The following is a 21,932-nucleotide window of genomic DNA, read 5'->3' as shown; positions in this document are numbered from 1 at the left end:
TCCTCGCTGTCCTTGTCGGGCGCATTGCCATCACGGCGATGCGCCCGTTTTCTTTCCTCTGAGCGGCAGCGGACCCTGCCAATATCTTATTAGCAATTCAGTTTTTATTCGTTTGTCTGATAAGCGAGCTCCCATACAGTCTTCCTGTCAGCCCGAACTCTCAAACGAAAGGAAAAACATGAAATCCGGTTTCCCGAAACGTCTGGCCGCAGCAGCCCTGATCGGCCTTCTTGGTGCCGGCCAGGCCCTCGCAGACGTCAGCCTGCTCAACGTCTCCTACGATCCGACGCGCGAGTTGTATGAAGACTTCAACAAGGCCTTCGCTGCCGACTGGAAAGCCAAGACCGGCGAAACGGTCACCATCCGCCAGTCTCACGGCGGCTCCGGCAAGCAGGCCCGCTCGGTGATCGACGGTCTGGAGGCCGATGTCACCACGCTCGCGCTGGCCTATGACATCGACGAGATCTCCAGCATCGCCAAATCCATCCCCGCAAACTGGCAGAGCCGCCTGCCCCACAACGCCTCGCCCTACACTTCGACCATCGTGCTGCTGGTCAGGAAAGGCAATCCGAAGGGCATCAAGGACTGGAACGACCTGCCGCGCAAGGGCATCGAGATCGTGACGCCGAACCCCAAGACATCCGGTGGCGCACGCTGGAACTATCTGGCCGCCTGGGCCTACGCGCTCAAGCAACCGGGCGGCAATGACACCAAGGCACGCGAGTTCGTGAAGTCGATCTATGCCAACGTCAAGGTGCTGGATTCCGGCGCACGGGGCGCGACCACCACCTTCGTCGAACGCGGCATCGGTGACGTGCTGATCGCCTGGGAAAACGAGGCCTATCTGGCGGTGAAGGAACTCGGACCGGACAAGTTCGACATCGTGACGCCTTCGCTCTCCATCCTGACCGAGCCGCCGGTTTCGGTGGTCGACAAGGTGGTCGACAAGCGTGGCACCCGCAAGGTGGCCGAAGCCTACCTGAACTATCTGTACAGCCCGGTCGGGCAGGAAATCGCCGCGAAGAACTACTATCGCCCGATTGATCCGGCCATTGCCAAGAAGTACGAGAACCAGTTCGCCAAGGTCAAGCTCGTGACCATCGACGAAGTCTTCGGTGGCTGGCAGAAGGCGCAGAAAACGCACTTCGCCGACGGCGGCGTGTTTGACCAGATCAGCATCCGCTGAGGCAGTCAGGCAAGGGGCGCTCCGGCGCCCCTGCCTGATGACCTGTCATGAGCACGACGCTGATAGTCCCCGGTCTGAACGATCGGGGCCGTAACTGGCAAGGCTGGCTCTGTGCAACCCTGGACAAGGCCTCCCGCCTTGTCATGAGCCAGCCCGGCCAGCCCGACCTCACCATCTGGACACAAGCGCTCTCGCACGCACTCGATCACCTGGACGCACCCTGCTGGCTCATCGCCAGAGACTTCGGCGCCCTGGCCGCACTGAATCTCCCCGCGCCGGCTTCCTCACGCCTGCTGGGCATGCTGCTCGTTGCCCCCGCAGCACCCGAGCACTTCGGTTATCCGCCTGATCGGGTCAGAAACCCGGGCATCCCCGGCGCCGTCATTGCACGCCCGCACGACTCCGCCCTGCGTCTGACCTCGGCGGCCTATCTCGCAGAACGCTGCGGGCTGCGCCTCTACCGCCCCGATCACGCCGAACCGGAGGCACAGGGGGCCGGCGAGTGGCCGGAGCTCCTCACCCTCTTCCTCGCGTTGCAACACACGCATCAAGCCATGCCCCGCGGCGGCTTCACCGAATGAAGACACGGTTTGCCAGGCCAGCTTCGAAACGTATAAGTTAGCGGCGAGCTTTTGCCTTCCGGACTCCGCATGAAACTCGCCTCCAAGCTGCCCGACGTCGGAACCACCATCTTCACACTGATGAGTGCGCTCGCGGCCGAACATCAGGCCATCAACCTCTCCCAGGGCTTCCCGGACTATCCCTGTGACCCGGACTTGCTGAACGCTCTCGCCGAAGCCGCCCGCGCGGGCCACAACCAGTACGCGCCGATGGCAGGACTGCCGGCGCTGAGGGATGCCATTGCCGCGAAGCTTCATGCCCAGCATGGCCTTGAGTTCGACCCTGCGACGGAAATCACCGTGACGGCCGGTGCGACCCAGGCGCTCTACACTGCCATCGCTGCCGTGCTGCATCCGGGAGATGAAGCCATCGTGCTGGACCCAAGCTACGACAGTTATGCACCGGCGATCCAGGCGCAGGGCGCGAAGGCCGTCCGCATCGCGATGCCCGCGCCGGACTTCCGGCCAGACTGGGCGCTCATTGCCCGGCAAATCACGCCGCGCACCCGCCTCATCCTGATCAACAACCCCAACAACCCGGCGACCAGCAATCTGCCAGCGGCCGATCTCGACGCCCTGGCCGACCTTGCGGAAGCTCACGACCTGCTCGTGCTGGCCGACGAGGTCTATGAACACCTGGTGTTCGACGGACAGCCCCATCGCAGCGTGCTCGCCCACTCGCGTCTGCGCGACAGGAGCTTCGCGGTCTATTCCTTCGGCAAGACCTTCCATGCGACCGGCTGGAAAGTGGGCTACTGCGTCGCGCCGGCCCGGCTGACAAACGAGTTCCGCAAGCTCCACCAGTTTCTCGTCTTCGCGGTCAATAGCCCTGCGCAGCATGCTCTGGCGGCCTATCTGCGCCTCAGCCAGAGCTGGCAGAGCCTGCCCGCATTTTTCCAGCCACGGCGCGATCTGCTCGCCGCCGGACTCGAAGCAGCGGGTTTCCGGCTGATCCCTTCGGCCGCAACCTATTTCCAGCTTGCCGATTACTCCGCCATCCGGCCGGATCTTGAAGATGTGGATTTCGCCCGCTGGCTGACCATCGAACACAAGGTGGCCAGCATCCCGCTGTCTCCCTTCAGCGAGCACGGATCACGGGAACGGATCGTCCGGTTCTGCTTTGCCAAGCAGCACGCCACGCTTGAAGCCGCTCTTGAGAAGCTGAAAGCCTTGGGCTGAAAGTCTGCCGCCCCAACCCGGCAGTCCCGGTCAGCAGGCGGCCAGCGCAACGGACTGCGGCGGGCAGCGCGGGCGACGGACCGGGGCTAGCCCGAATGCGGACATGGAGGCGCACCGTCGGCATGATAGAATGGGGGGCTTTGTGGTCTGGCCATCTTGGTTGGCTGACCCGCCTACATACCCCCGATAGCCAGAAAGTTACCATGAGCCGCGCCATCCGCAACATTGCCATCATTGCCCACGTCGACCACGGCAAGACCACGCTGGTCGACCAGCTTCTCCGCCAGTCCGGCACCTTCCGCGAGAACCAGCAGGTTGCCGAGCGCGTGATGGACAGCAACGACCAGGAAAAGGAACGCGGCATCACCATCCTGGCCAAGAACTGCGCCATCCAGTACGGCGACACCCACATCAACATCGTCGACACCCCGGGGCACGCCGACTTCGGTGGTGAAGTGGAGCGCGTGCTGTCGATGGTTGACTCCGTGCTGCTGCTGGTTGACGCCGTGGAAGGCCCGATGCCGCAGACCCGTTTCGTGACCCGCAAGGCACTGGGCATGGGGCTCAAGCCCATCGTGGTGATCAACAAGATCGACCGTCCGGGCGCGCGCCCGAACTGGGTGATCGACCAGACTTTCGACCTCTTCGACAAGCTCGGTGCTACCGACGAGCAGCTCGACTTCCCGGTCGTGTATGCCTCCGCACTCAACGGTTTCGCGATGCTCGACGCTGACCAGCCCGGCACCGACATGAAGCCGCTGTTCGACGCCATCCTGCGCCATGTGCCGCAACCCGAAGTGGATTCCGAAGGCCCGCTGCTGCTGCAGATCTGCTCGCTGGACTACTCCACCTACATCGGTCAGCTCGGCATCGGCCGCATCAAGCGTGGTCGCATCCGTCCGAACCAGGAAGTCGTCGTGATGTACGGCGCCGAGAACAAGGGCAAGGCCAAGATCAGTCAGATCCTCACCTTTGAAGGCCTGGAGCGCAAGTCCTCCGAATCCGCGGAAGCGGGCGACATCGTGCTGGTCTCCGGCATCGAGCAGGTCGGCATCGGCGTGACCCTCTGCGACCCGGAAAAGCTCGAAGGCCTCAAGCCCATCGCGGTTGACGAACCCACGCTCACCATGAACTTCATGGTGAACTCCTCACCGCTGGCGGGCCGCGAAGGCAAGTACGTCACCAGCCGCCAGATCCGCGAGCGCCTGGAAAAGGAACTGCTCAAGAACGTCGCGCTGCGCGTGACCTACACCAACGACGCCGACGTGTTCGAAGTTTCGGGTCGCGGCGAACTCCACCTTACCGTGCTGCTCGAATCGATGCGTCGTGAAGGCTTCGAACTGGCCGTGGGCCGCCCGCGCGTGGTTTTCAAGGAAATCGACGGCGTGAAGTGCGAGCCCTACGAAATGCTCACCGTCGACGTGGAAGAAGACAACCAGGGCGGCGTGATGGAAGAACTCGGCCGTCGCCGTGGCGAACTGCAGGACATGGCGCCGGACGGCAAGGGCCGCGTGCGTCTCGAATACCGCATCCCCGCCCGTGGTCTGATCGGCTTCCAGGGCGAATTCATGACGCTGACCCGCGGCACGGGGCTTGCCAGCCACGTGTTCGACGAATATGCACCGGTGGCCGGCACCATGAGCGAGCGCCGCAACGGCGTGCTGATCAGCCAGGACGACGGCACCGCCGTGGCCTACGCACTTTGGAAGCTGCAGGATCGCGGCCGCATGTTCTCGACCCACAATGACCCGGTGTACGAAGGCATGATCATCGGCATCCACTCGCGTGACAACGACCTGGTGGTGAATCCGATCAAGGGCAAGCAGCTGACCAACATCCGCGCTTCCGGCACCGACGAAGCCGTACGCCTGGTGCCGCCCATCCAGCTGACGCTGGAGTCCGCCATCGAATTCATTGCTGATGACGAACTCGTCGAAATCACGCCGAAATCGATCCGCCTGCGCAAACGTCACCTCAAGGAGCACGAGCGCAAGCGCGCGGCCCGCGCCGAAGAGCTCTGATCGGAGCCTGAACGGCAGAAGGCATCTGCGCCGGTGCCTTCTGCCGCAAAAACGTCATAAAAAACATGAAACGCATTTTGCGGTGCTCGTCCGTAAAATGCCCGCTCAATGCTTCATGGGAGCGTCGCCTTGCTTTCGCGCACACTGCTTGTCATCTCCAGTATTTTTCTTGCCTGCAGTTGTTCGACGCTGCCCGTGCCCGACGCTCCCGCACCGGCGCCTGAAGGTGCCGGCACACAGGAAGCCCCCGTTGCTCGTCCCGCAGCGGTTGTGCGGCATGCGAGCGCACCCAGGGCTGCCCAGAATGCGGCTCCGGTCGCCAATGTGCGCCCGAACAACGACATCCTTCCGCCCCCCGTTGCGACTGTCGACCTCACCGCCCAGTCAAGTGACATCTGGGAACGCATCCGCCGCGGGTTCGGCATGCAGGACCTCGACAACGCCAACGTAGACCGTCACCTGGCGGCCTTCCAGGCTCATCCGCAAACGGTCTACAACACCTTGGACCGGGGCCGGAAGTACCTCTACCACATCGTGTCGGAGCTCGAAAAACGCGGCATGCCGACCGAGCTGGCCTTGCTGCCACTGGTAGAGTCCTCTTTCAATCCGATGGCCTTCTCGCCCGCCAAGGCGGCCGGGTTGTGGCAGTTCATTCCCTCGACAGGCAAGGATTTCAGCCTGCAGCAGAACTGGTGGGTGGATGAGCGCCGCGACATCCTGGCCTCCACCGAAGCTGCACTGACCTACCTGCAGGCCGTCTATGAACTGCAGGGCGACTGGCACCTGGCCCTGGCCTCGTATAACTGGGGTGAAAACTCGGTGCTGCGCGCCGTGAACTCCAATCGCAATGCCGGGCGACCAACGGATTTCAACAGCCTGCGCATGCCGGCCGAAACCAGTCAGTACGTACCCAAGCTGCAGGCAATCAAGATGATCGTGGCGAATCCCGCCAGATACGGCATCACCCTGCCGGATATCCCGAACGAACCCTATTTCGTGACGGTTGAACGCAGCCAGGGCATCGATCTCGAGCTCGCGGCCCGACTCGCCGAAATGCCCATGTCCGATTTTCTGGCACTCAACCCGGCCTATAACCGGCCTGTCATTCCTGGCAGTCATGATGCGGACCTGATCCTGCCGGTCCGCAATGCCCAGAAATTCAAGGAAAACCTTGCGGCCCACGGTGGCCCGCTGGTGACTTGGAAGACCTACTCACTGCCGCGGGCCGAACGCGTCGAGCAGGTTGCCCAGCGACTCCGCCTGAGTGCCGAATCGTTGCGCAAGACCAATGGCCTGCCGGCCAAAGCCCGCTTGGCTGCGGGTTACACGCTCCTCATTCCACATGCTACCGACGTAACCGCCATCGTCGAACCGCCGGCGGCAGGCCCTGTGGCGAAGAAAGCGCCGACCCGCACGGTTCGCAAGAGCATTGCCAAAGCGTCGGCCAAACCTGCCGCAAGCGAACCAAAAACGGCGGGAAAGCGCAGCGAAAACAAGGTTCGCAAGACTTCAGCAACGGCTCCGAAACACGGCAGCAAGGCGGCCCGGGGCTGAGGCCGGATGACCGGAGCAGCCCCCGGACAGCCGTTCGCGCTGTTCGAAAACAATCTCGCGCATCCCGGTTCCGCGCGCCTTCTGGAAGACTGCGCCGGCAGCCTTCTGCTGAGTGATCCGGCCCAGGCCGCGTTTTTTTTTGCTGAAATCCGGCGGGCACTCGCCTCGGGCTACTGGCTGGCACTGGCTGCGCATTATGAGTTGGGCCATGCGCTCGAACACAGTCTGCCCGCCCCCCCTGCCAGCATGCCGCTGGCTCGTGCCTGGATCTTCAGACGCAAACAGGATCTGGCAGGGTCCGAACTCGACGCCTGGTGGGCAGCAAGGCTGGGGCATCTGACGCCTCAGGAACGGGACGGCGGCCTGCTCGCCCTGAACCCATGCTGGTCAGCCGCGCGGCACGAAACGGCGGTCCGCCGCGTGCTTGCCTATATCCAGGCCGGCGACTGCTACCAGATCAACCTGACGTTTCCGTTTGATGGCGCCATTTATGGCCATCCCCTGGCGCTGTTCCAGCGTCTGCGCGAAGCCCAGCCCGTCGCCCATGGCGTGCTGATTCACGACGGCACGGACTGGGTGCTCTCGCGCTCCCCCGAGCTCTTCGTCGAGCGCAAAGGCAAACGCCTCTCGTGCCGGCCCATGAAAGGTACCGCTGCACGCCATGCGGATCCGGCGCAGGACAGCGCGAACGCTGCCGCACTCCTTGCCTCGGACAAGGAGCGCGCCGAAAACCTGATGATCGTGGATCTGATCCGGAATGACCTGGGCCGGCTGACGCCCGCCGGTGGCGTCAGCGTGGCGCGCCTGTTCGAGCTCGAAACCTATGCCAGCGTCTTTCAGCTGACCTCGTCGATCCATGCCGAACCGGCAGAAGCCGACTTCGCGACCACGATGTCGGCGCTGTTTCCCTGCGGTTCGGTCACGGGCGCACCGAAAATCCGGGCCATGCAGATCATCGGGGAACTGGAAGACGACGCTCGCGGCCTCTACTGCGGTGCGCTGGGCTGGCTGGCACCGGACGGCGACTTCAGCCTCAATGTGCCGATCCGGACACTCATGGTCAGCGCCGATCGCCGCTGCCGCCTGAATACCGGCAGTGGCATCGTGGCCGACTCGAATCCGGTCGCCGAGTATCAGGAGTGCCTCGCGAAGGCGGCCTTTGCCCGGCAGACCGCCGAAAGCCTCGGTCTGATCGAAACCCTGCGCTGGGATGGCACCCGGTTTCCCTTGCTGGCAGGACATCTTGCCCGGCTCGAGCGATCTGCACACACCTTGGGCTTTGCGCATGAGCCAGACCGGATCGAAGCAGAATTCGCCCGGTTGCAAGACCGCCTGGCGAAGACGCCCGTGCGTGTCCGCCTGCTTCTTGCACGAAATGGCAGCTTCGAGATCGAAACAGCCCCGCTCACGCCCCTGCCCCCGGAAAATCTCTTCGCGCTCGCGGACTGGGCTCTGGACGAAACGGACCCCAGGCTTTGCCACAAGACCACCGCCCGCGTGTTCTATGACGATGCACTGAAGCTCGCGACCCAGCGCGGGCTGTTCGATCTGCTGTTCTGCAACCGGCGTGGTGAGCTTGCCGAAGGTGCGCGCAGCAATCTCTTCATCGAACGTGACGGAGCCTTGCTCACGCCTGCGCTCTCGTGCGGTGTGCTGCCCGGCGTACTGCGCGCCTCGCTGCTCAAACAGGGTACGGCAAGGGAGGCTGTGCTGTATCCGGAGGACCTTGTCCGCGCGGATCGCATCTGGCTGGGTAACGCCTTGCGCGGCCTGGTCGAGGTCCGGTTGCAGCCTTAATGGCTACGCTGACGCAGCCAGGCCTCCAGCTTTTCACCCGGCATCGGCGCCGCGAAGTGGAATCCCTGCATGCCGTCGCAACCGAGTTCGCTCAGAGCCCTGGCCTGCTCGGCCTGCTCCACACCTTTTGCGACGAAATCGAGACCGCGCAGCCGTGCAAGCTGTCTGAGGGATTCAACGAACGGCAGGCTGTGCTCAGCGCCTGAACCCGCCGGAGTCTCGGGCAATGCGAGCTTGAGCGTCTGGATCGGCCATCCGGAAAGCGCTTCAGGCGCCGCCAGCAAGGGGCTGAAATCATCCAGCGCCAGTTTCACGCCAAGCGCCTGCAGCGCGGCGAACTGCCGGCTCAGAAGCTCCGGCGTCTCTTCGCGGATGTCCTTGCCCAGATCGAGCGTGATGCAGGCCGGGGGCAGTGCGCTGATCTCAAGCAGTGCAGCGAGTTGCGAGACGAAGTCGGCGTTGCGCAACTGCACACCGGAGATGTTGATCACGAGACCAAGCTCGGGCCAGCCCGCGCTGCGCAGCCGGGCGAGTCGCTCGATCGCCTGCTCCATGGTCCATCGGCCGAGTTCGTTGATGAGGCCGGACTGCTCTGCCAGCGGAATGAAAACGGCAGGCGGCACGCTCTCGCCGGATTCACTGCGCCAGCGCGCCAGGACCTCGATCGCCAGCACGCGACCGTCACGACCACTCACCAGCGGCTGATAGTGCAGGCCAAGCCCGCGCCGGAAATCGACGGAGGCACGCAGGCCGTGAAGCATCCGGGTGCGCTGCTGCAGCGCATCTGCCATGCTTTCGTCAAAACAGCGCGCACAGCCATTGCCGCTGTGGCGGGCCGCATTGAGGGCCAGACTGGCATTGCGCAGCAGCTCGACCGCATTGCCCTTGCAGTCTGCCACCCGCACCTGCCCGATATGAAGCCTGACTTCGACCACATGACCGTGAACGAAAAACGGTGCGTCAAACGCCCGATAGATGCCGGTCGGCTGGATTTCGCCATCCGGCCCGTAAATTGCAAACGCGTCGGCTCCGATCCTGGCCACCAGCACGCCAGGGGCGAACATGCCACGCAGGCGCCGGGCAATGGCGCCTAGCAGCGTGTCGCCACAGCGGAGACCGAGGTTTTCGTTGTAGGCGGAGAAGCGGAGAACATCGACGATCAGCAGGGAGCGCGCGGCGCCGGGGTGTGCGAAGAGATCCTGGTCCACTTCCGAGATGAATCGGGTCCGGTTCGGCAAGCGCGTCAGCGGGTCGCAGAAAGCAAAGAACTCGAGCCGCTCGATGAGATCGACATTCTCGAACACCACGCCCAGCGTTTCGGCAAAGATGCCGATGAGCTTGCGCTGGAGCGGCCTCATCGCTTCGGCATGATCGACCACCACGACCGCATCGCGGCTGCCGTTGCCGATCCAGAGCGTGAAACGTCCCGACTCGAACACGCTGGTACGGGCCGCCATGACCCGTCGTACCGAACGGATCAGCTCGATGTCGCCGACCTGCTCGACCAGGCGCCCTTCGACGCCGGAAAACCGCCCTGAAGCAATCTGGATGTGCATGCCCTGCGCCTCGGACGCCGACGCGCAGCCCTCCATGGCCACAAAGGCATCGAAGCTGCCGCCCAGCACCGAGCCCAGACGGTGCAGCACGGCTCCGGCGAAGGACTGCCCGTCGCGACACTGGAAGAGCGTACCGGAGGAACGGGCCAGCGCATCCATGGCCCGGCCTGCGGCGCGCTCGGATTCGATCTGGTCATATGCCCGGACTGCAGCCGTCAGCGTGGTCACGAGCCGGGTCCGGCTGAGTTCGGACTTGGTCCGGTAATCATTGATGTCGTACTGCTGGATGACTTTCAGCTCCGGGGCATAACCCGGCTGACCGGTACGCAACACGATGCGCATTGCATCCAGACCAAGTTCATCGCGAATGAGCGCCACGAGCTGCAGACCCGCATCCGGCGTTTCCATGACCACATCGAGCATGGCCACCGCGATGTCCGTCTCGCTGCGCAGCACGGCTTCAGCCTGGGCGGCGCTGTGTGCATGCAGCAGCTCGAGCGAACGCCCATCAATAAGCACCTTCGCCAGCGCGAACATCGTGGCCGAATGCACCTCCGGATCGTCGTCGGCCACCAGGATGCGCCAGGGCTTTGCCTGGCCCGGCAGATCCGGCGCGGCGTCTTCCGGACCACTCCGGAACGAGACGGGCGGGTCGTCATGCAGCCCGCCTGCGGCTGCCAGCGCTTCAGCACAAGTCTCCGTATCGAATCGAGCCGCCATGCCGACCTCTCCGTGATGTATCAGGGCACCGTCAGGGGGATCCTCCCTGCACGAACCAGCTCTTCATAACGGCAGCATTCCGCAAAACTTTCGCGTAAACCCCGAGTTTTCAGTGCAGGGCAAATTCAACCCTGGCTTGGGCAGACTTTCCATCCTGAGCCGAGGTGGCCTCCGCTGCCGTCATGTAGATCCGACCGGACGCAATCCTGCCCTGGTCCAGCAGCCAGGTTCTCACGGCGCCGGCCCGATCCCGGGCAAGCGCCTGGAGATCTTCTTCGGAGATGACGTAGCTGCCCAGCAGGAGGCGCTCCATCTCCTCCGTCGGCACCGACTTGAGCAGGCCGATCACGTTGCGCTGCCGTGCGTCGATCTTGGTACGCTCGTACACCTGTTTGAGGAGCACCGGATATTCCTCGGCGGAAATCGGCAGGCTGGCGACCTCGTTGATCGATTGCCCGCGTCGCACCAGTTGCTCCGCCTTCAGGGCGCGCATCGCGTTTTCCATGCGGATGCGCTTGAGCGCGCTGGCGTCCGCTGCCGGATCAGCCCGGCCGCTGACATCGAGCGACAGTGAAGGCCGGTCGGTCAGGGCCTTGGACAGGTCTGCGAGCTTCTTCAGCGCCTTGGCACTCAGCACGCTGCTGCCCGCCTCGAAGTCGATGAAGGCCAGCTCCTCAGCGTGGCCGCCAAAGGCCGAGCCCAGCAAGGCAAAGGGAGCCGTCACCGCCTTGCTGATGAGGTTGGTGATGACCCGCAACACCACCGAGCCGATCGAGAACTGCGGATCATCGAGCGAGCCCGAGATCGGCAGATTGACGTCGATCACGCCGTTGCGGTCCTTGAGCAGGGAGACGGCAAACAGGACCGGGAGCTTGGTTGCCTGAGGGCTCTCGACCCGGTCACCGAAGGTCAGCTGATCGAGCTTCACCCGGTTGCTGGCAGTGAGCCGCCGCTCGCGGATTTCGTAATGCACGTCCATCGAGAGCTTGCCCTTGTCGATCCCGTAGCCCACATAGCGGCCAGCATAGGTCGACGCACTGGTGAGATCGACGTCACGCACCTGAGCCTCGATGTCCAGCAGGCGATCCTGCCGGAAAGGATTGAGCGTGCCGGTGATATTGACCGGGGCGGCGCCATCCATGCTGGCCTTGAGCCCCAGCTTCGCGAGCTTCTCGGGGTTCGAGGAAAGCCCGCCGATCTCGCCGTTGAGCGCCATCAGGCGCGCTTCGTAATTGGGTTTCACGAAGTGATCCGAATAGACGATGCTGCCATCGGCCAGCACGATCTTGCCGATCTCCACGACCGGAGGCGGGCTGGCAGGTGGCGGCAGCACCGCGACCGCCTTGTTCCCCGGCGCACTGGCTGGAGCCGAAGCGGCGGCAACGGGCGGTTCATCGTCCGCACCGAGCTCGCGCACGTTCAGCCGCCCCTTGTCGTCCAGGATCAAGCGGGTAAAGAAGTCGTTGAGCCTCACTTCGGTGCTCTGCAAGGTCAGCGGCTGAGTCTGGAACTTCAGGCCAGCGACGGAGAACCGCTTCCAGCGCATGAAATCCGTTTCGTTCAGACGGTCAAGCGCATTGAAATTATCCACGGCCAGACTGCCTGCGTAGCGCACATCCACACCGCCCTTGGCGGCGGTATCGACTTGCAGCCGGCCCTGGCCCGAAATCTGGCCCCGCGTGATCAGGATCTTGTAGAGATCATCGACATAGGGCTGAGCCGCCAGGATGTCGACACCGTCAAGCCGGAGATTGAATCCGGCCCGGAATGGCACGCTGGCGAGCTTGCCGTCGGCATGCAAGGTTCCCTTGCCATTCACCAGGCTGTCGAACACCAGACCGGCCTCGCTGCCCGCCTTGCTGCTCCAGTCATGGATTTTCAGGCCCAGCGCGCTCAGCTCCACCTTGACGGGCTCAAGCCCGGTCCGGTCGACCAGGCTCGCGCGCCAATCGGCAAGCTGACCCTTGCCAAGGGTAATGACCCATTCGGCAGGCTTCCGGGCGAGCTTCGCCTCGCTCGCCCCATCGGGCGCAACGCCTGCTTCCTTCGCTTTCTCGGGCGCCTTGCGCAAGGCCTCCTCGGCCTTGACGAGCACTTCCTTGCCTTCGGCTTCCGCAGCGTCCTGAAGCACATCAAGCAGATTGATACGTCCGGTCTTGCTGCGGTCCATGCGCAGTGCGCCGCCGGCTGACTCCAGTGCGCCGATCTTCAGCTCCTGCCGGGCCAGATCCAGGCTGCTCTCCCGGAGGCCGAAGCTGGCCATCGAGAGCAGCGTATCTTTGGACTTGCCATCCGACAGTGCAAAGGACTTGAGGTCCAGCGAGAAATCCTCGAGCTTCAGCGCCGAGGCTTCCTTGCTGAAATCCGCGGCAAAGCGCCCCTTGAGTGTCGCTTCACCGCCCAGCCGCGCGCGACCGATCACCGCCTGGTAATACGGGCTCAGCGCGCCGAGCTGCAAACCGGCCGCACTGATTTCGCCTCCCAGTTGCAGAGTCTTGATTCCCACCGCGGCGTTGAGCTCAAGCGATTCGCCCTGCTCCCCCTTGCCCCGAACCGTGAGCGCGGCAGGCGCCTTGCCACTCAGATCGAGCCGCTGCACCACGACCGAGAGATCCTTGAGCGTCTGCCGGTAAGTGCCCGGCACGGCTTCGTCGAACCAGCGCACCACACCATCCTGCAACTCGAAGCGCTGGATCTTCACCTCTGCCGGCTCGGACGGGCTGGCTGCCGGTGCGGTGACAACCGGCCGGGAGGCCTCAACCGGACCAGATTTTGCGGGTGTCGCATCAGGCTTTTTCCCACCCTCGCCGGCAGCGAACGCACGGCTCAGATTGAGCTCGCCATTGCCGAAACGATGGATATCGACCTGGGGCGACTTGAGCAGGATCTGGCGAAAATCGGCCCGGACCGGGTTGGCCAGCGGTTCGAGCGCGGCAATATCGACTTCCAGCGCGCCCACACTCAGCAGCGGCGCACCCGCCTTGTCCTGCACCACGAGATCGGACAGCGAGGCCGTGCCACTGAGCCCCAGACTGGCCGGCCGGGCGTCGGCCGCCTCGCGCCAGACCAGATGCAGACCGGACTTCACCACCGCCTTCTGGATCCCCAGGGGAATGGCATCCTTGATGTAGTAGAGGTAACTCGACAGATCGAGCGCGTCGAAAGCGAGATCCAGCGTGGCTTCGCGAGGCGTGCTGAAGGGGCGCACTTCGCCCTTGAGACTGAAGGGGCTGCCATTGATCCGGGCTTCGAGCAGCGGTTGCACGTCGATTGCCACACGGGCCGGCAGATTGGAGATGAACGGCAGGCCCAGATTGATCGCTTCGGCATGATGAACGCGCCCTGCCGGGCGGTCATCGAACTCGAGCGTGCCCTGATGAAGTTCGATGTTGTTGACCGAAAAATGCAGCGGCTCGGAGGCGGGAGCCTGCGGCGCGCTCGCAAAGCGCTCGACGAGGTCGCTGAAGTTGAAGCGGGCGCCCTCGAGTCGCAGGATCCGCACGCTCGGCTGGTCGATGCGCAGCGCGTCGAGCACGAGCGCGCGATGCCAGAGGGATGACAGGGAAAGGTTGAAAGACACGCTGCCCAGGCGGATCCAGTCCTGCTGGCCATCCGCTTCGGCGATCCGCAGGCCGCTCAGCTCGGCAGACAGGCGGAAGGGATTGAACTGCACGGACTCGACCGTCATCCTGCGTCCGAGCGCTTCGCTGCCCCGGCTCTCGATCCCCCACCGGATCACCGGCGGCAAGGCCAGCCAGGCGAGCAGCAGCAGTACGACAAACGCATAGGCTGCGTAGCGTGCCTTTTTCAGGACACCCCGGGCGCGGGGTGAAAGCTGCCTGAACTGGACGCGATGTGTAGTCAAATCGATCTCCCGGATTTCTCTGTGGCGGACACTGCGCCGCATTTTCTCACCATCCAACCGCGCGGGGCGGATGTAATCAGAATGTCACGCTCTCTGCGTAGGCTGCGCCGGCAGATCATTCCGCTCGTGCCTCCGGCCCATGACTCAGGTCCGCTCGATTTTCCTCTCCGACATTCACCTCGGCACCCGGGGCTGCCAGGCAGACAGCCTGCTCGATTTCCTCCGCCACTATGAAGCCGAACAGATCTTCCTGATCGGCGACATCATCGATTTCTGGGCCATGAGCCGGGGTGTTCATTGGACGCCGGCACAGAACACTTTCGTTCAGAAAATTCTGCGTTCTGCCCGCAAGGGCGTGAAGGTGACGTTCATTCCCGGCAATCACGACGAGGCCCTGCGCGAGCATTGCGGCATCCGCTTCGGCGACATCGAACTCAAGCATGAGCATCTGCACGTGGCGGCAGACGGCAAGCGCTACATGCTGATTCATGGTGATGAGTTCGATCAGGTCACGCGTCATCACCGCTGGGTCGCGCTGCTCGGCGATGTGGCCTACAACGCGCTGGTCCGCATCAACGCCTGGCTGTCCATCCTGCGCCGCGGACTGCGCATGGCAGGTTACTGGTCGCTGGCAGGTTATGCCAAACGCAAGGTCAAGAGCGCCGTCAGTTTCATCTTCGATTTCGAGGATTGCGTGGTGCGGGCCATCCGCGAGCGAGGCGTGGACGGTGTCATCTGTGGCCATATCCACGCGGCCACGATCCGCCAGATCCAGGGCATCACCTACATCAACTGCGGGGACTGGGTGGATAGCTGTACGGCCATCGTCGAGCACTTCGATGGCGGCATGGAACTCGTGGAATGGCGCAGCGCCCGCCTCGCCGGTTTAACGGCCACGCCTGCGGAACCGCAGCCCGCTACCGAAGCACTCGTCGAAGAGATCGCCGCATCAGTCATGCCGGAAGCCGGCATTGCGCTGCTGCAGCCGGAACAGCACCGGCACTGAGCGCAGGCCGCCGGTGTTGTTCCGCTGCACAGGCTTTGCGATTTCAGGGCACACCGCCTCCCGCCTGCAACTCCCGGCGGACTGAAGAGTCCATTTCCGCTTGCAAGCGACCGCGCAGCCTCCCGGCATGCCCTATCGCGCCTCGCGACGCGTGGCCCGATGCTCCTCAAGGGTGGACGCGCCGCATTCACCCGATGCCCGAACCATGTCCAACACCTTCTCTTCCCGTCTGGGATTCATCCTGTCTTCCGCCGGCTCGGCGATCGGCCTTGGCTGCATCTGGAAGTTTCCCTACATGGCCACCCAGCATGGCGGCGGCGCCTTCTTCCTCGTCTATCTCGCGCTGGCGCTCACCCTCGGGCTGGCCCTGATGAGCGCCGAAATGGCGCTCGGGCGCGCCAGCGGCCAGGGCGTCTGCGGCGCGTTCAGCAGTCTGGGCAGCAAGCGCTGGCGTTACTGCGGCTACCTGCCGGTCGCCACCGCCTTCGTCATCATGGGCTTCTACTGCGTGGTCGGCGGCTGGTCCCTGGCCTATGTGTTCAAAGCGCTCGCCGGCCAGGCAGTGAGTCAGGACGCAGCCCTGCTCACGGAGCGCTTCAACACGCTGATCGCGCATCCGGCTCAGGCCATCCTGTGGCTGGCCGGGTTTCTCGGGCTGACCGCACTGGTCGTACTCGGCGGCGTGCAGCGCGGCATCGAAATGATGTCGCGCAAGCTCATGCCGCTGCTGTTCATCCTGATGCTGTTGCTGATCGCACGCGGCATCACGCTGCCCGGCGCCTGGGAAGGCGTCATATTCCTGCTGCGGCCGGATTTCTCCGCGTTCAGCTTCAACACCCTGCTCGCCGCGCTGGGGCTCGCCTTCTTCTCGCTCTCCCTCGGCATGGGCGCCATGGTCACGTATGGCGCCTACCTGAAGGCCGACAGCGACCTGCCCGGCGCCGCGGCATGGGTCGTGGCGCTGACACTCTTCGTCTGCCTGCTCGGCGGCCTGCTGGTCGTGCCACCGGCCTTTGCGCTGGGCATCGGCCCTCAGGGCGGCCCGGGCCTCACCTTCATCAGCATGCCCGCCATCTTTGCCAGCATGCCGGGCGGCGAGCTCTTCGCAGTCCTGTTCTTCGTTCTGCTGCTCGTCGCGGCGCTGACGTCTTCCGTGTCGCTGCTGGAAGTCTGCGCGCGCTTCGCCATCGACGAGCTGGGACTCAGCCGGCGCATGGCGGTCCTTGCAAGCTCGGCCGGCATCTTCGTACTCGGCGTACCGGCAGCGCTGAGCTTCAGTCCAGAAAACACGCTCAGCCTGCTGGGCCATACGGCCTTCGACCTGATGGATCAGCTGACATCAAACATCATGCTACCTCTGGGCGGCATTGCCACTGCCGTATTCTGTGGCTGGTTCTGCTGGCGCGAAATCGGGGCCCAGCTCCGCTATCGGAATCGCGCCCGGCGCTCCCTGCTCGCGGCCACCCGGATCATCGTTGCACTGGTGGCGCCACTCGCCATCTCGGTGATCCTGCTGCGAGGCGCCTGACGCCCTCACAGCAGCGCGGCACACAGGGCCACTGCTCAGACGAGGAGGGCTCCGGCCTCGACCATGCGGCCATTGCGCAGACGGATGCTGCGCTGGCAGGCCGCGGCGAGCTCGTCGTCATGGGTCACGAGAACCAGCGTGGTGCCGGCTTCGCGGTTGAGCGTGAAGATGAGTTCGATGATGTTCTGACCTGTCTGGGCATCCAGATTGCCGGTCGGCTCATCGGCGAGCAGCAAGGCGGGGCGCGTTGCAAAGGCGCGGGCGAGTGCCACCCGTTGCTGCTCGCCCCCCGACAGATGCTTGGGATAATGCGTCATGCGATGCTCCAGGCCGACCCGGACCAGCCAGTGGCGCGCGGCTTCGCGTGCCCCGGGCAGGCCTGCAAGTTCGAGCGGCATCATCACGTTCTCGATCGCGGTCAGGGCAGGCAAGAGCTGGAATGACTGGAAGACGAAGCCGATATGCTTGCCGCGCAGCGCAGCGCGGCCGTCCTCATCCAGCGCGTACATGTCGTGCCCCTGCAAGCGGACGGTCCCCGCAGTGGGAACATCCAGCCCCGCAAGCAGTCCGAGGAGCGTGGACTTGCCCGAGCCGGACGCACCGACGATGGCCAGCGTCTCACCTGATTCGACCGAAAAATCGATCTCCTGCAGAATGTCCAGGCGGCCGCCGTCGGCAAGCGCCACGGTTTTGCCAAGCCCGGCTACTTCAAGCACATTTCCGGATCCAGAAGGCATGTCAAGATTCCTGTTCATCCTGTTAGCGGTGTTCTCATTCCAGACAGCCAGCGCTGCCGGAATTCTCGTCTGGGGCGACAGCCTCTCGGCCGGGTACGGCATCCCGCAGGACAAGGCCTGGCCGAAACTGCTCGCCACACGGCTCGCGTCAGAAGGCTACAAGCACGAGATCAGCAACGCCAGCATCAGCGGTGAAACCACTGCCGGAGGCCTGGCGCGCCTGCCTGAAGCCCTCAGCCGGATCAAACCTGCGGTGGTCATCATCGAACTTGGCGCAAATGACGGTCTGCGAGGTCTTCCCGTCAAGGCCATGCAAGGCAATCTCGACGCCATGATCCGCCTGGCAACGAAGGCCAATGCACGGGTGCTGCTGGTCGGCATGCGCATGCCGCCCAACTTCGGCCCGGTCTATACGCAAAAGTTCCAGCAGGTTTTCACCGATCTCGCTGCGCAGCACCGGACCGCACTGGTGCCCTTCATGATGGAAGGCTTTGCCGGGCGCAGCGAACTCTTTCAGAACGACAACCTGCACCCGACCGCGGAAGCTCAGTCGCTCGTACTCGACAACATCTGGCCGGCGCTCAAACCCCTGCTCGGCAAGCGCTGAACACCGACTAGCGACGCGCCGGGCTCTCGGAAGATTGCGAAGCGTCCGCCTTCCGGGGCGCTTCCCTGACGCGGGACTCCTTGTGCGACGGCGCCGAGCTTGCGGGCTTGGCCACAGGCTGCACAGGCCGCGAGGGCCGGATGGGCGGCTGACTCCAGCCGGGCACCGGCACGAAGCTTGTGCCGTCCAGCCCATCGATTTTCGCGTCGACTTCTTCCTCGCAATTAGTGCCCCGATTCTTCCTGCAGGTATCGAGCAGTTTCTGCCGACGAGCAGCCTGAAGCTCTGCGGCGCGCTCAGCGGGAGAGGACTGCGCCCCAGTCTCGCCCTGCGGGCGCTCCGTCGCAGCAGGCTCGGGCCTGGCAGGTGCTGCTGCCGGCGCAGCCGGAGGTGCGGGCGCCGCAATCGGTTTTTCGGGAGCCTTGAAAGCCGGCATCACCGTGACACCACCCGACACCGGCTTCACCTTCGCCCCCTTGGGCGGTTCGTTGCCGTAATGAACACTACCGTCGGCATCCACCCACTTGTAGACCTCGTTGCCCGCGATGGCCGGCAGACAGACAAGCAGCAAAAGGAATCCAAGTACACGCATTTCCGCTCTCCTCATGAACACACCGGAAGTATGGCTGTCTGAACGGCCGCCACCCCGGCACCCTGACTCCAGGCCGGAAATTCGCCGATTCGCGGAAATGCGTCAATCCTTGCGCGACGGCAGGCACGGAAAGCAGGACTTCGATTATCTTCCAACCGGATCACCGAAACACTGGAAACACCATGAGCAAACCCGGCCGCCGAGCCCATCGTCAGAACCGAATCCGATCCGACTTCGAAACCTATCTCAATCGCCAGCCCGCACGGGCGCTCGCAGTCATTCTCGGCATTCCGATGCTGGTCTGCCTGCTGGCCGCGATGAGCCGCTCCGCACACGGACTGAGCCTCTGGCTGCTGAGCACGGGCTTTCTGCTGGTCTTCATGCTGTTCTCATCGCTGACCATCACGGTCGGCCGTCAGGCGCTGGCCTGGCACTTCGGGCCGGGACTGATCCGCAAGGAGGTTCCACTGAGCGGGATCGCCGCCGCACGCATCGTCCGCACGCGTCTGCTCGATGGCATCGGCATTCACTACACGCGCAACGGCTGGCTCTACAGCGTATCGGGACGTGACGCGGTCGTGGTCACGATGAAGGACGGCAAGCAGTTCGCGCTCGGCACGAATGATCCGGTTGGCCTGTGGGAGGCCATCGAAAAGCGGCTGCCGCCCTCCTCCTCGACCGAAGCCTAGGCGGCCAGCCACTTCTCGATCGGTTTCCACTGATCAAGGTCGCGCGTCACACGGGAAGGCGTCACATCGAACAGCGTCATCCCGTGTGCTGCCAGATGCACATAGTTCTGCGTATCCCGCAGCGTGGCAATCAGCGGCAAGCCGGTGGTTTCGATATAGCGGTGAAACTCGTCTGCGGCGTGCGTGCGGTCATGCATGCGCATGCCGATCAGGCCGACCTCGACGCCTTGAGCCGCCTTCATGTGCGCCAGCTCGTCGAAGAAATCCTGGGTCGCCATGATGTCGAACATCGAAGGTTGCACAGGCACCAGCACCTTGTCTGCCAGACGGATGCATTCCTTGAGGCGATCACCGTGCAGGCCCGCGGGCGTATCGAGCACCACATGCGTCGTGCCGCGCGGAGGCTTGACCACCTTGCTTTCCGCCTCGAGGAGCCAGGCCTCGACACGGGGCAATTCTGCGGGACGCCGGTCAATCCAGAATCTCGACGACTGCTGGCGATCCACGTCTCCGAGCAGAACCCGGGCGCCTGACGAGAGCCCGCGCCATGCCAGCATCCCGGCAAGGTTCGTCGACAGGGTGCTTTTTCCGGCGCCACCCTTCGGATTGGCTACGAGATAGACCTGCATTTCAATTCCTCCACTCAAAGTCCGGACTTCACCGCCGGCTTATCAAATCAGCATATCCGTTCCGCATGGACAACGGTCCGCCAAAGGGAAAACCCTCAGGCTGGATCAGGCCTTGCGCCAGGTCGTACCGCCCGCACCATCCTCAAGCACGATGCCACGCGCCTTGATTTCATCACGGATCCGGTCCGCCTCGGCAAAATTGCGGGCTTGCTTGGCTTCCGCCCTGGCCACGATCAGCGCCTCGATCTCGCTGGCTTCATCGCCACTCGCCTCACCCTGAACGAATGCAGCGGGATCAGCCTGCAGGAAGCCCAGCGTACCCGCGAGCGCACGCAGGAGCGCGGAAAGTTCCGCCGAACGGCTGCGATTGATCTCGTTGCGCAACTCGAACAGCACCGCAAATGCCATCGGCGTATTGAAGTCATCGCACATGGCGTCGAAAAAGCGCTTCGCCCAAGGATCGTTCCAGTCGATCCGGAACGCTGCCGGGGCGCTTTCCGGCGGCACATCGCGCAGCGCGGTGTAGAGCGAAACCAGCGCGCCGCGCGCGTCCTGCAGGATGTCCCAGGTGTAATTGATCTCGGAGCGGTAGTGGCCGCGCAGCAGGAAGAAGCGCACGGCTTCACCGCCCTGCACCGGGTCGAGCTTGTTGAGCACTTCGCGGGTGGTGAACACGTTGCCCAGCGACTTGGACATCTTCTCGTTGTCCATGTTCAGGAAGGCCGCGTGCATCCAGTAATTGACGAAGGGCTTGCCGGAGGCGCCCTCGCTCTGGGCGATCTCGTTCTCGTGGTGCGGGAACTGCAGATCCCAGCCGCCGCCGTGAATATCCACGGTGTCGCCCAGTTCGGCCTTGCTCATCGCCGAGCACTCGATATGCCAGCCTGGGCGCCCTTCGCCGTAGCACGAGCACCAGTGCGGCTCCTGCGGCTTGGCGGCCTTCCACAGCACGAAGTCGAGCGGATCACGCTTGTGGCCATCCACCGCCACGCGCTCGCCCGCGCGCAGATCGTCGATGGACTTGCCGGAAAGCTTGCCGTAGCCAGGGAACTCGCGCACGGCGTAATACACGTCGCCATTGCTGGCGGGGTAGGCCTTGCCGTTTTCCACCAGATCGCCGATCAGACCGAGCATGTTGTCGATGTGTTGCGTGGCACGCGGCTCGACAGAGGGTCTCAGCATCAGCAGGCGGTCGCAGTCCTCATGCATGGCCGCCACCATGCGCTCGGTGAGCGCGTCGATCGGCTCGCCGTTCCTGTTGGCGCGCTCGATGATCTTGTCGTCCACATCAGTGATGTTGCGAACGTATTTCACCTCGTAGCCGGCGGCAGTCAGCCATCGGTAGACCATGTCAAACACGGTCAGCGTGCGGGCGTTACCAATGTGGAAATAGTCATAAACGGTGAGGCCGCAGACATACATGCGCACCTTGCCGGATTCAATGGGCGTAAAGGCCTGCTTCTCGCGGGCCAGCGTATTGTGGATCCTGAGCATTTTGGATTCTGGAAACTGAAGGGAACTATCGGCCGATTCGCGCGCCGAAAGGGGCCTGTCGCGAATGCGTTGGGATAAGGCCGCGATGTAACGTAAAATCGCGCTCGCAAATCGCCGAACAACGCAAAAACCAGAACGACTCTACCATAATG

General features: G+C 63.7%; 16 protein-coding genes. 10 read left to right on the top strand and 6 right to left on the bottom strand.

All coding sequences use genetic code 11. The annotated features are described in order from the left end of the window. Positions 1-178: 178 nt before the first annotated feature. The 6 genes from ABDB87_RS10450 (at position 179) to pabB (ending at position 8,357) form a co-directional block, all read left to right on the top strand. Entirely contained in the window at positions 179-1,186 is a 1,008-nt protein-coding gene (locus tag ABDB87_RS10450) for a sulfate ABC transporter substrate-binding protein (protein WP_345926694.1), read from the top strand. 47 nt (positions 1,187-1,233) lie between these two features. Beyond that, positions 1,234-1,767, top strand: a complete 534-nt coding sequence (locus ABDB87_RS10445) for an RBBP9/YdeN family alpha/beta hydrolase (RefSeq protein ID WP_345926692.1) — start codon at positions 1,234-1,236, stop codon at positions 1,765-1,767. Between the two features lie 69 nt (positions 1,768-1,836). After that, on the top strand, positions 1,837-2,985 hold the full coding sequence (locus ABDB87_RS10440) for a methionine aminotransferase (protein WP_345926690.1): 1,149 nt from the start codon (positions 1,837-1,839) through the stop codon (positions 2,983-2,985). Between the two features lie 203 nt (positions 2,986-3,188). Beyond that, on the top strand, positions 3,189-5,006 hold the full coding sequence (gene typA, locus ABDB87_RS10435) for a translational GTPase TypA (RefSeq protein ID WP_345926688.1): 1,818 nt from the start codon (positions 3,189-3,191) through the stop codon (positions 5,004-5,006). A gap of 324 nt (positions 5,007-5,330) precedes the next feature. Continuing rightward, positions 5,331-6,560: a transglycosylase SLT domain-containing protein gene (locus ABDB87_RS10430; RefSeq protein ID WP_345926686.1), complete on the top strand. Its 1,230-nt coding sequence runs from the start codon at positions 5,331-5,333 to the stop codon at positions 6,558-6,560. Positions 6,561-6,566: 6 nt separating this feature from the next. Then, positions 6,567-8,357: an aminodeoxychorismate synthase component I gene (gene pabB / locus ABDB87_RS10425; protein ID WP_345926684.1), complete on the top strand. Its 1,791-nt coding sequence runs from the start codon at positions 6,567-6,569 to the stop codon at positions 8,355-8,357. Here pabB and ABDB87_RS10420 read toward each other — a convergent pair. Both ABDB87_RS10420 and ABDB87_RS10415 read right to left on the bottom strand, forming a co-directional pair. Then, a complete protein-coding gene (locus tag ABDB87_RS10420; RefSeq protein WP_345926682.1) occupies positions 8,354-10,633 on the bottom strand; it encodes a GGDEF/EAL domain-containing response regulator in 2,280 nt (759 codons plus the stop codon). The genes pabB and ABDB87_RS10420 overlap by 4 nt on opposite strands. A gap of 109 nt (positions 10,634-10,742) precedes the next feature. Further along, a complete protein-coding gene (locus tag ABDB87_RS10415; RefSeq protein ID WP_345926680.1) occupies positions 10,743-14,498 on the bottom strand; it encodes a DUF748 domain-containing protein in 3,756 nt (1,251 codons plus the stop codon). Positions 14,499-14,637: 139 nt separating this feature from the next. Here ABDB87_RS10415 and ABDB87_RS10410 point away from each other — a divergent pair, with 139 nt between their 5' ends. Both ABDB87_RS10410 and ABDB87_RS10405 read left to right on the top strand, forming a co-directional pair. After that, positions 14,638-15,504, top strand: coding sequence for a UDP-2,3-diacylglucosamine diphosphatase (locus ABDB87_RS10410; protein ID WP_345926678.1), 867 nt, complete (start codon positions 14,638-14,640; stop codon positions 15,502-15,504). Positions 15,505-15,709: 205 nt separating this feature from the next. Further along, on the top strand, positions 15,710-17,032 hold the full coding sequence (locus ABDB87_RS10405) for a sodium-dependent transporter (protein WP_345926676.1): 1,323 nt from the start codon (positions 15,710-15,712) through the stop codon (positions 17,030-17,032). Positions 17,033-17,067: 35 nt separating this feature from the next. Here ABDB87_RS10405 and ABDB87_RS10400 read toward each other — a convergent pair whose 3' ends face one another. After that, entirely contained in the window at positions 17,068-17,769 is a 702-nt protein-coding gene (locus tag ABDB87_RS10400; protein WP_345926674.1) for an ABC transporter ATP-binding protein, read from the bottom strand. Between ABDB87_RS10400 and ABDB87_RS10395 the strand changes: the two genes are divergently transcribed. Beyond that, positions 17,768-18,376 (top strand): arylesterase, encoded by a 609-nt coding sequence (locus ABDB87_RS10395; RefSeq protein WP_345926672.1) that lies wholly within the window; start codon positions 17,768-17,770, stop codon positions 18,374-18,376. The two genes, ABDB87_RS10400 and ABDB87_RS10395, sit on opposite strands and share 2 nt — an antisense overlap. Positions 18,377-18,383: 7 nt before the next feature. Here ABDB87_RS10395 and ABDB87_RS10390 read toward each other — a convergent pair whose 3' ends face one another. Next, the gene (locus ABDB87_RS10390) at positions 18,384-18,968 is read right to left on the bottom strand and encodes a DUF4124 domain-containing protein (RefSeq protein ID WP_345926670.1); all 585 of its coding nucleotides are present in this window, start codon (positions 18,966-18,968) and stop codon (positions 18,384-18,386) included. A gap of 182 nt (positions 18,969-19,150) precedes the next feature. On the opposite strand from ABDB87_RS10390, the gene ABDB87_RS10385 reads away from it, so the two are divergent. Then, on the top strand, positions 19,151-19,657 hold the full coding sequence (locus ABDB87_RS10385; protein ID WP_345926668.1) for a hypothetical protein: 507 nt from the start codon (positions 19,151-19,153) through the stop codon (positions 19,655-19,657). Here ABDB87_RS10385 and ABDB87_RS10380 read toward each other — a convergent pair. Both ABDB87_RS10380 and cysS read right to left on the bottom strand, forming a co-directional pair. Further along, positions 19,654-20,286: a nucleotide-binding protein gene (locus tag ABDB87_RS10380; protein WP_345926666.1), complete on the bottom strand. Its 633-nt coding sequence runs from the start codon at positions 20,284-20,286 to the stop codon at positions 19,654-19,656. The two genes, ABDB87_RS10385 and ABDB87_RS10380, sit on opposite strands and share 4 nt — an antisense overlap. Positions 20,287-20,391: 105 nt before the next feature. Further along, on the bottom strand, positions 20,392-21,780 hold the full coding sequence (cysS, locus tag ABDB87_RS10375) for a cysteine--tRNA ligase (protein ID WP_345926664.1): 1,389 nt from the start codon (positions 21,778-21,780) through the stop codon (positions 20,392-20,394). Between the last annotated feature and the right edge of the window lie 152 nt (positions 21,781-21,932).

Origin of the sequence: Uliginosibacterium paludis, assembly GCF_039631355.1 — a bacterium.
In the GTDB taxonomy this organism is placed as follows: Bacteria; Pseudomonadota; Gammaproteobacteria; order Burkholderiales; family Rhodocyclaceae; genus Uliginosibacterium; species Uliginosibacterium paludis.
This window is presented reverse-complemented; position numbering and strand designations above follow the sequence as displayed.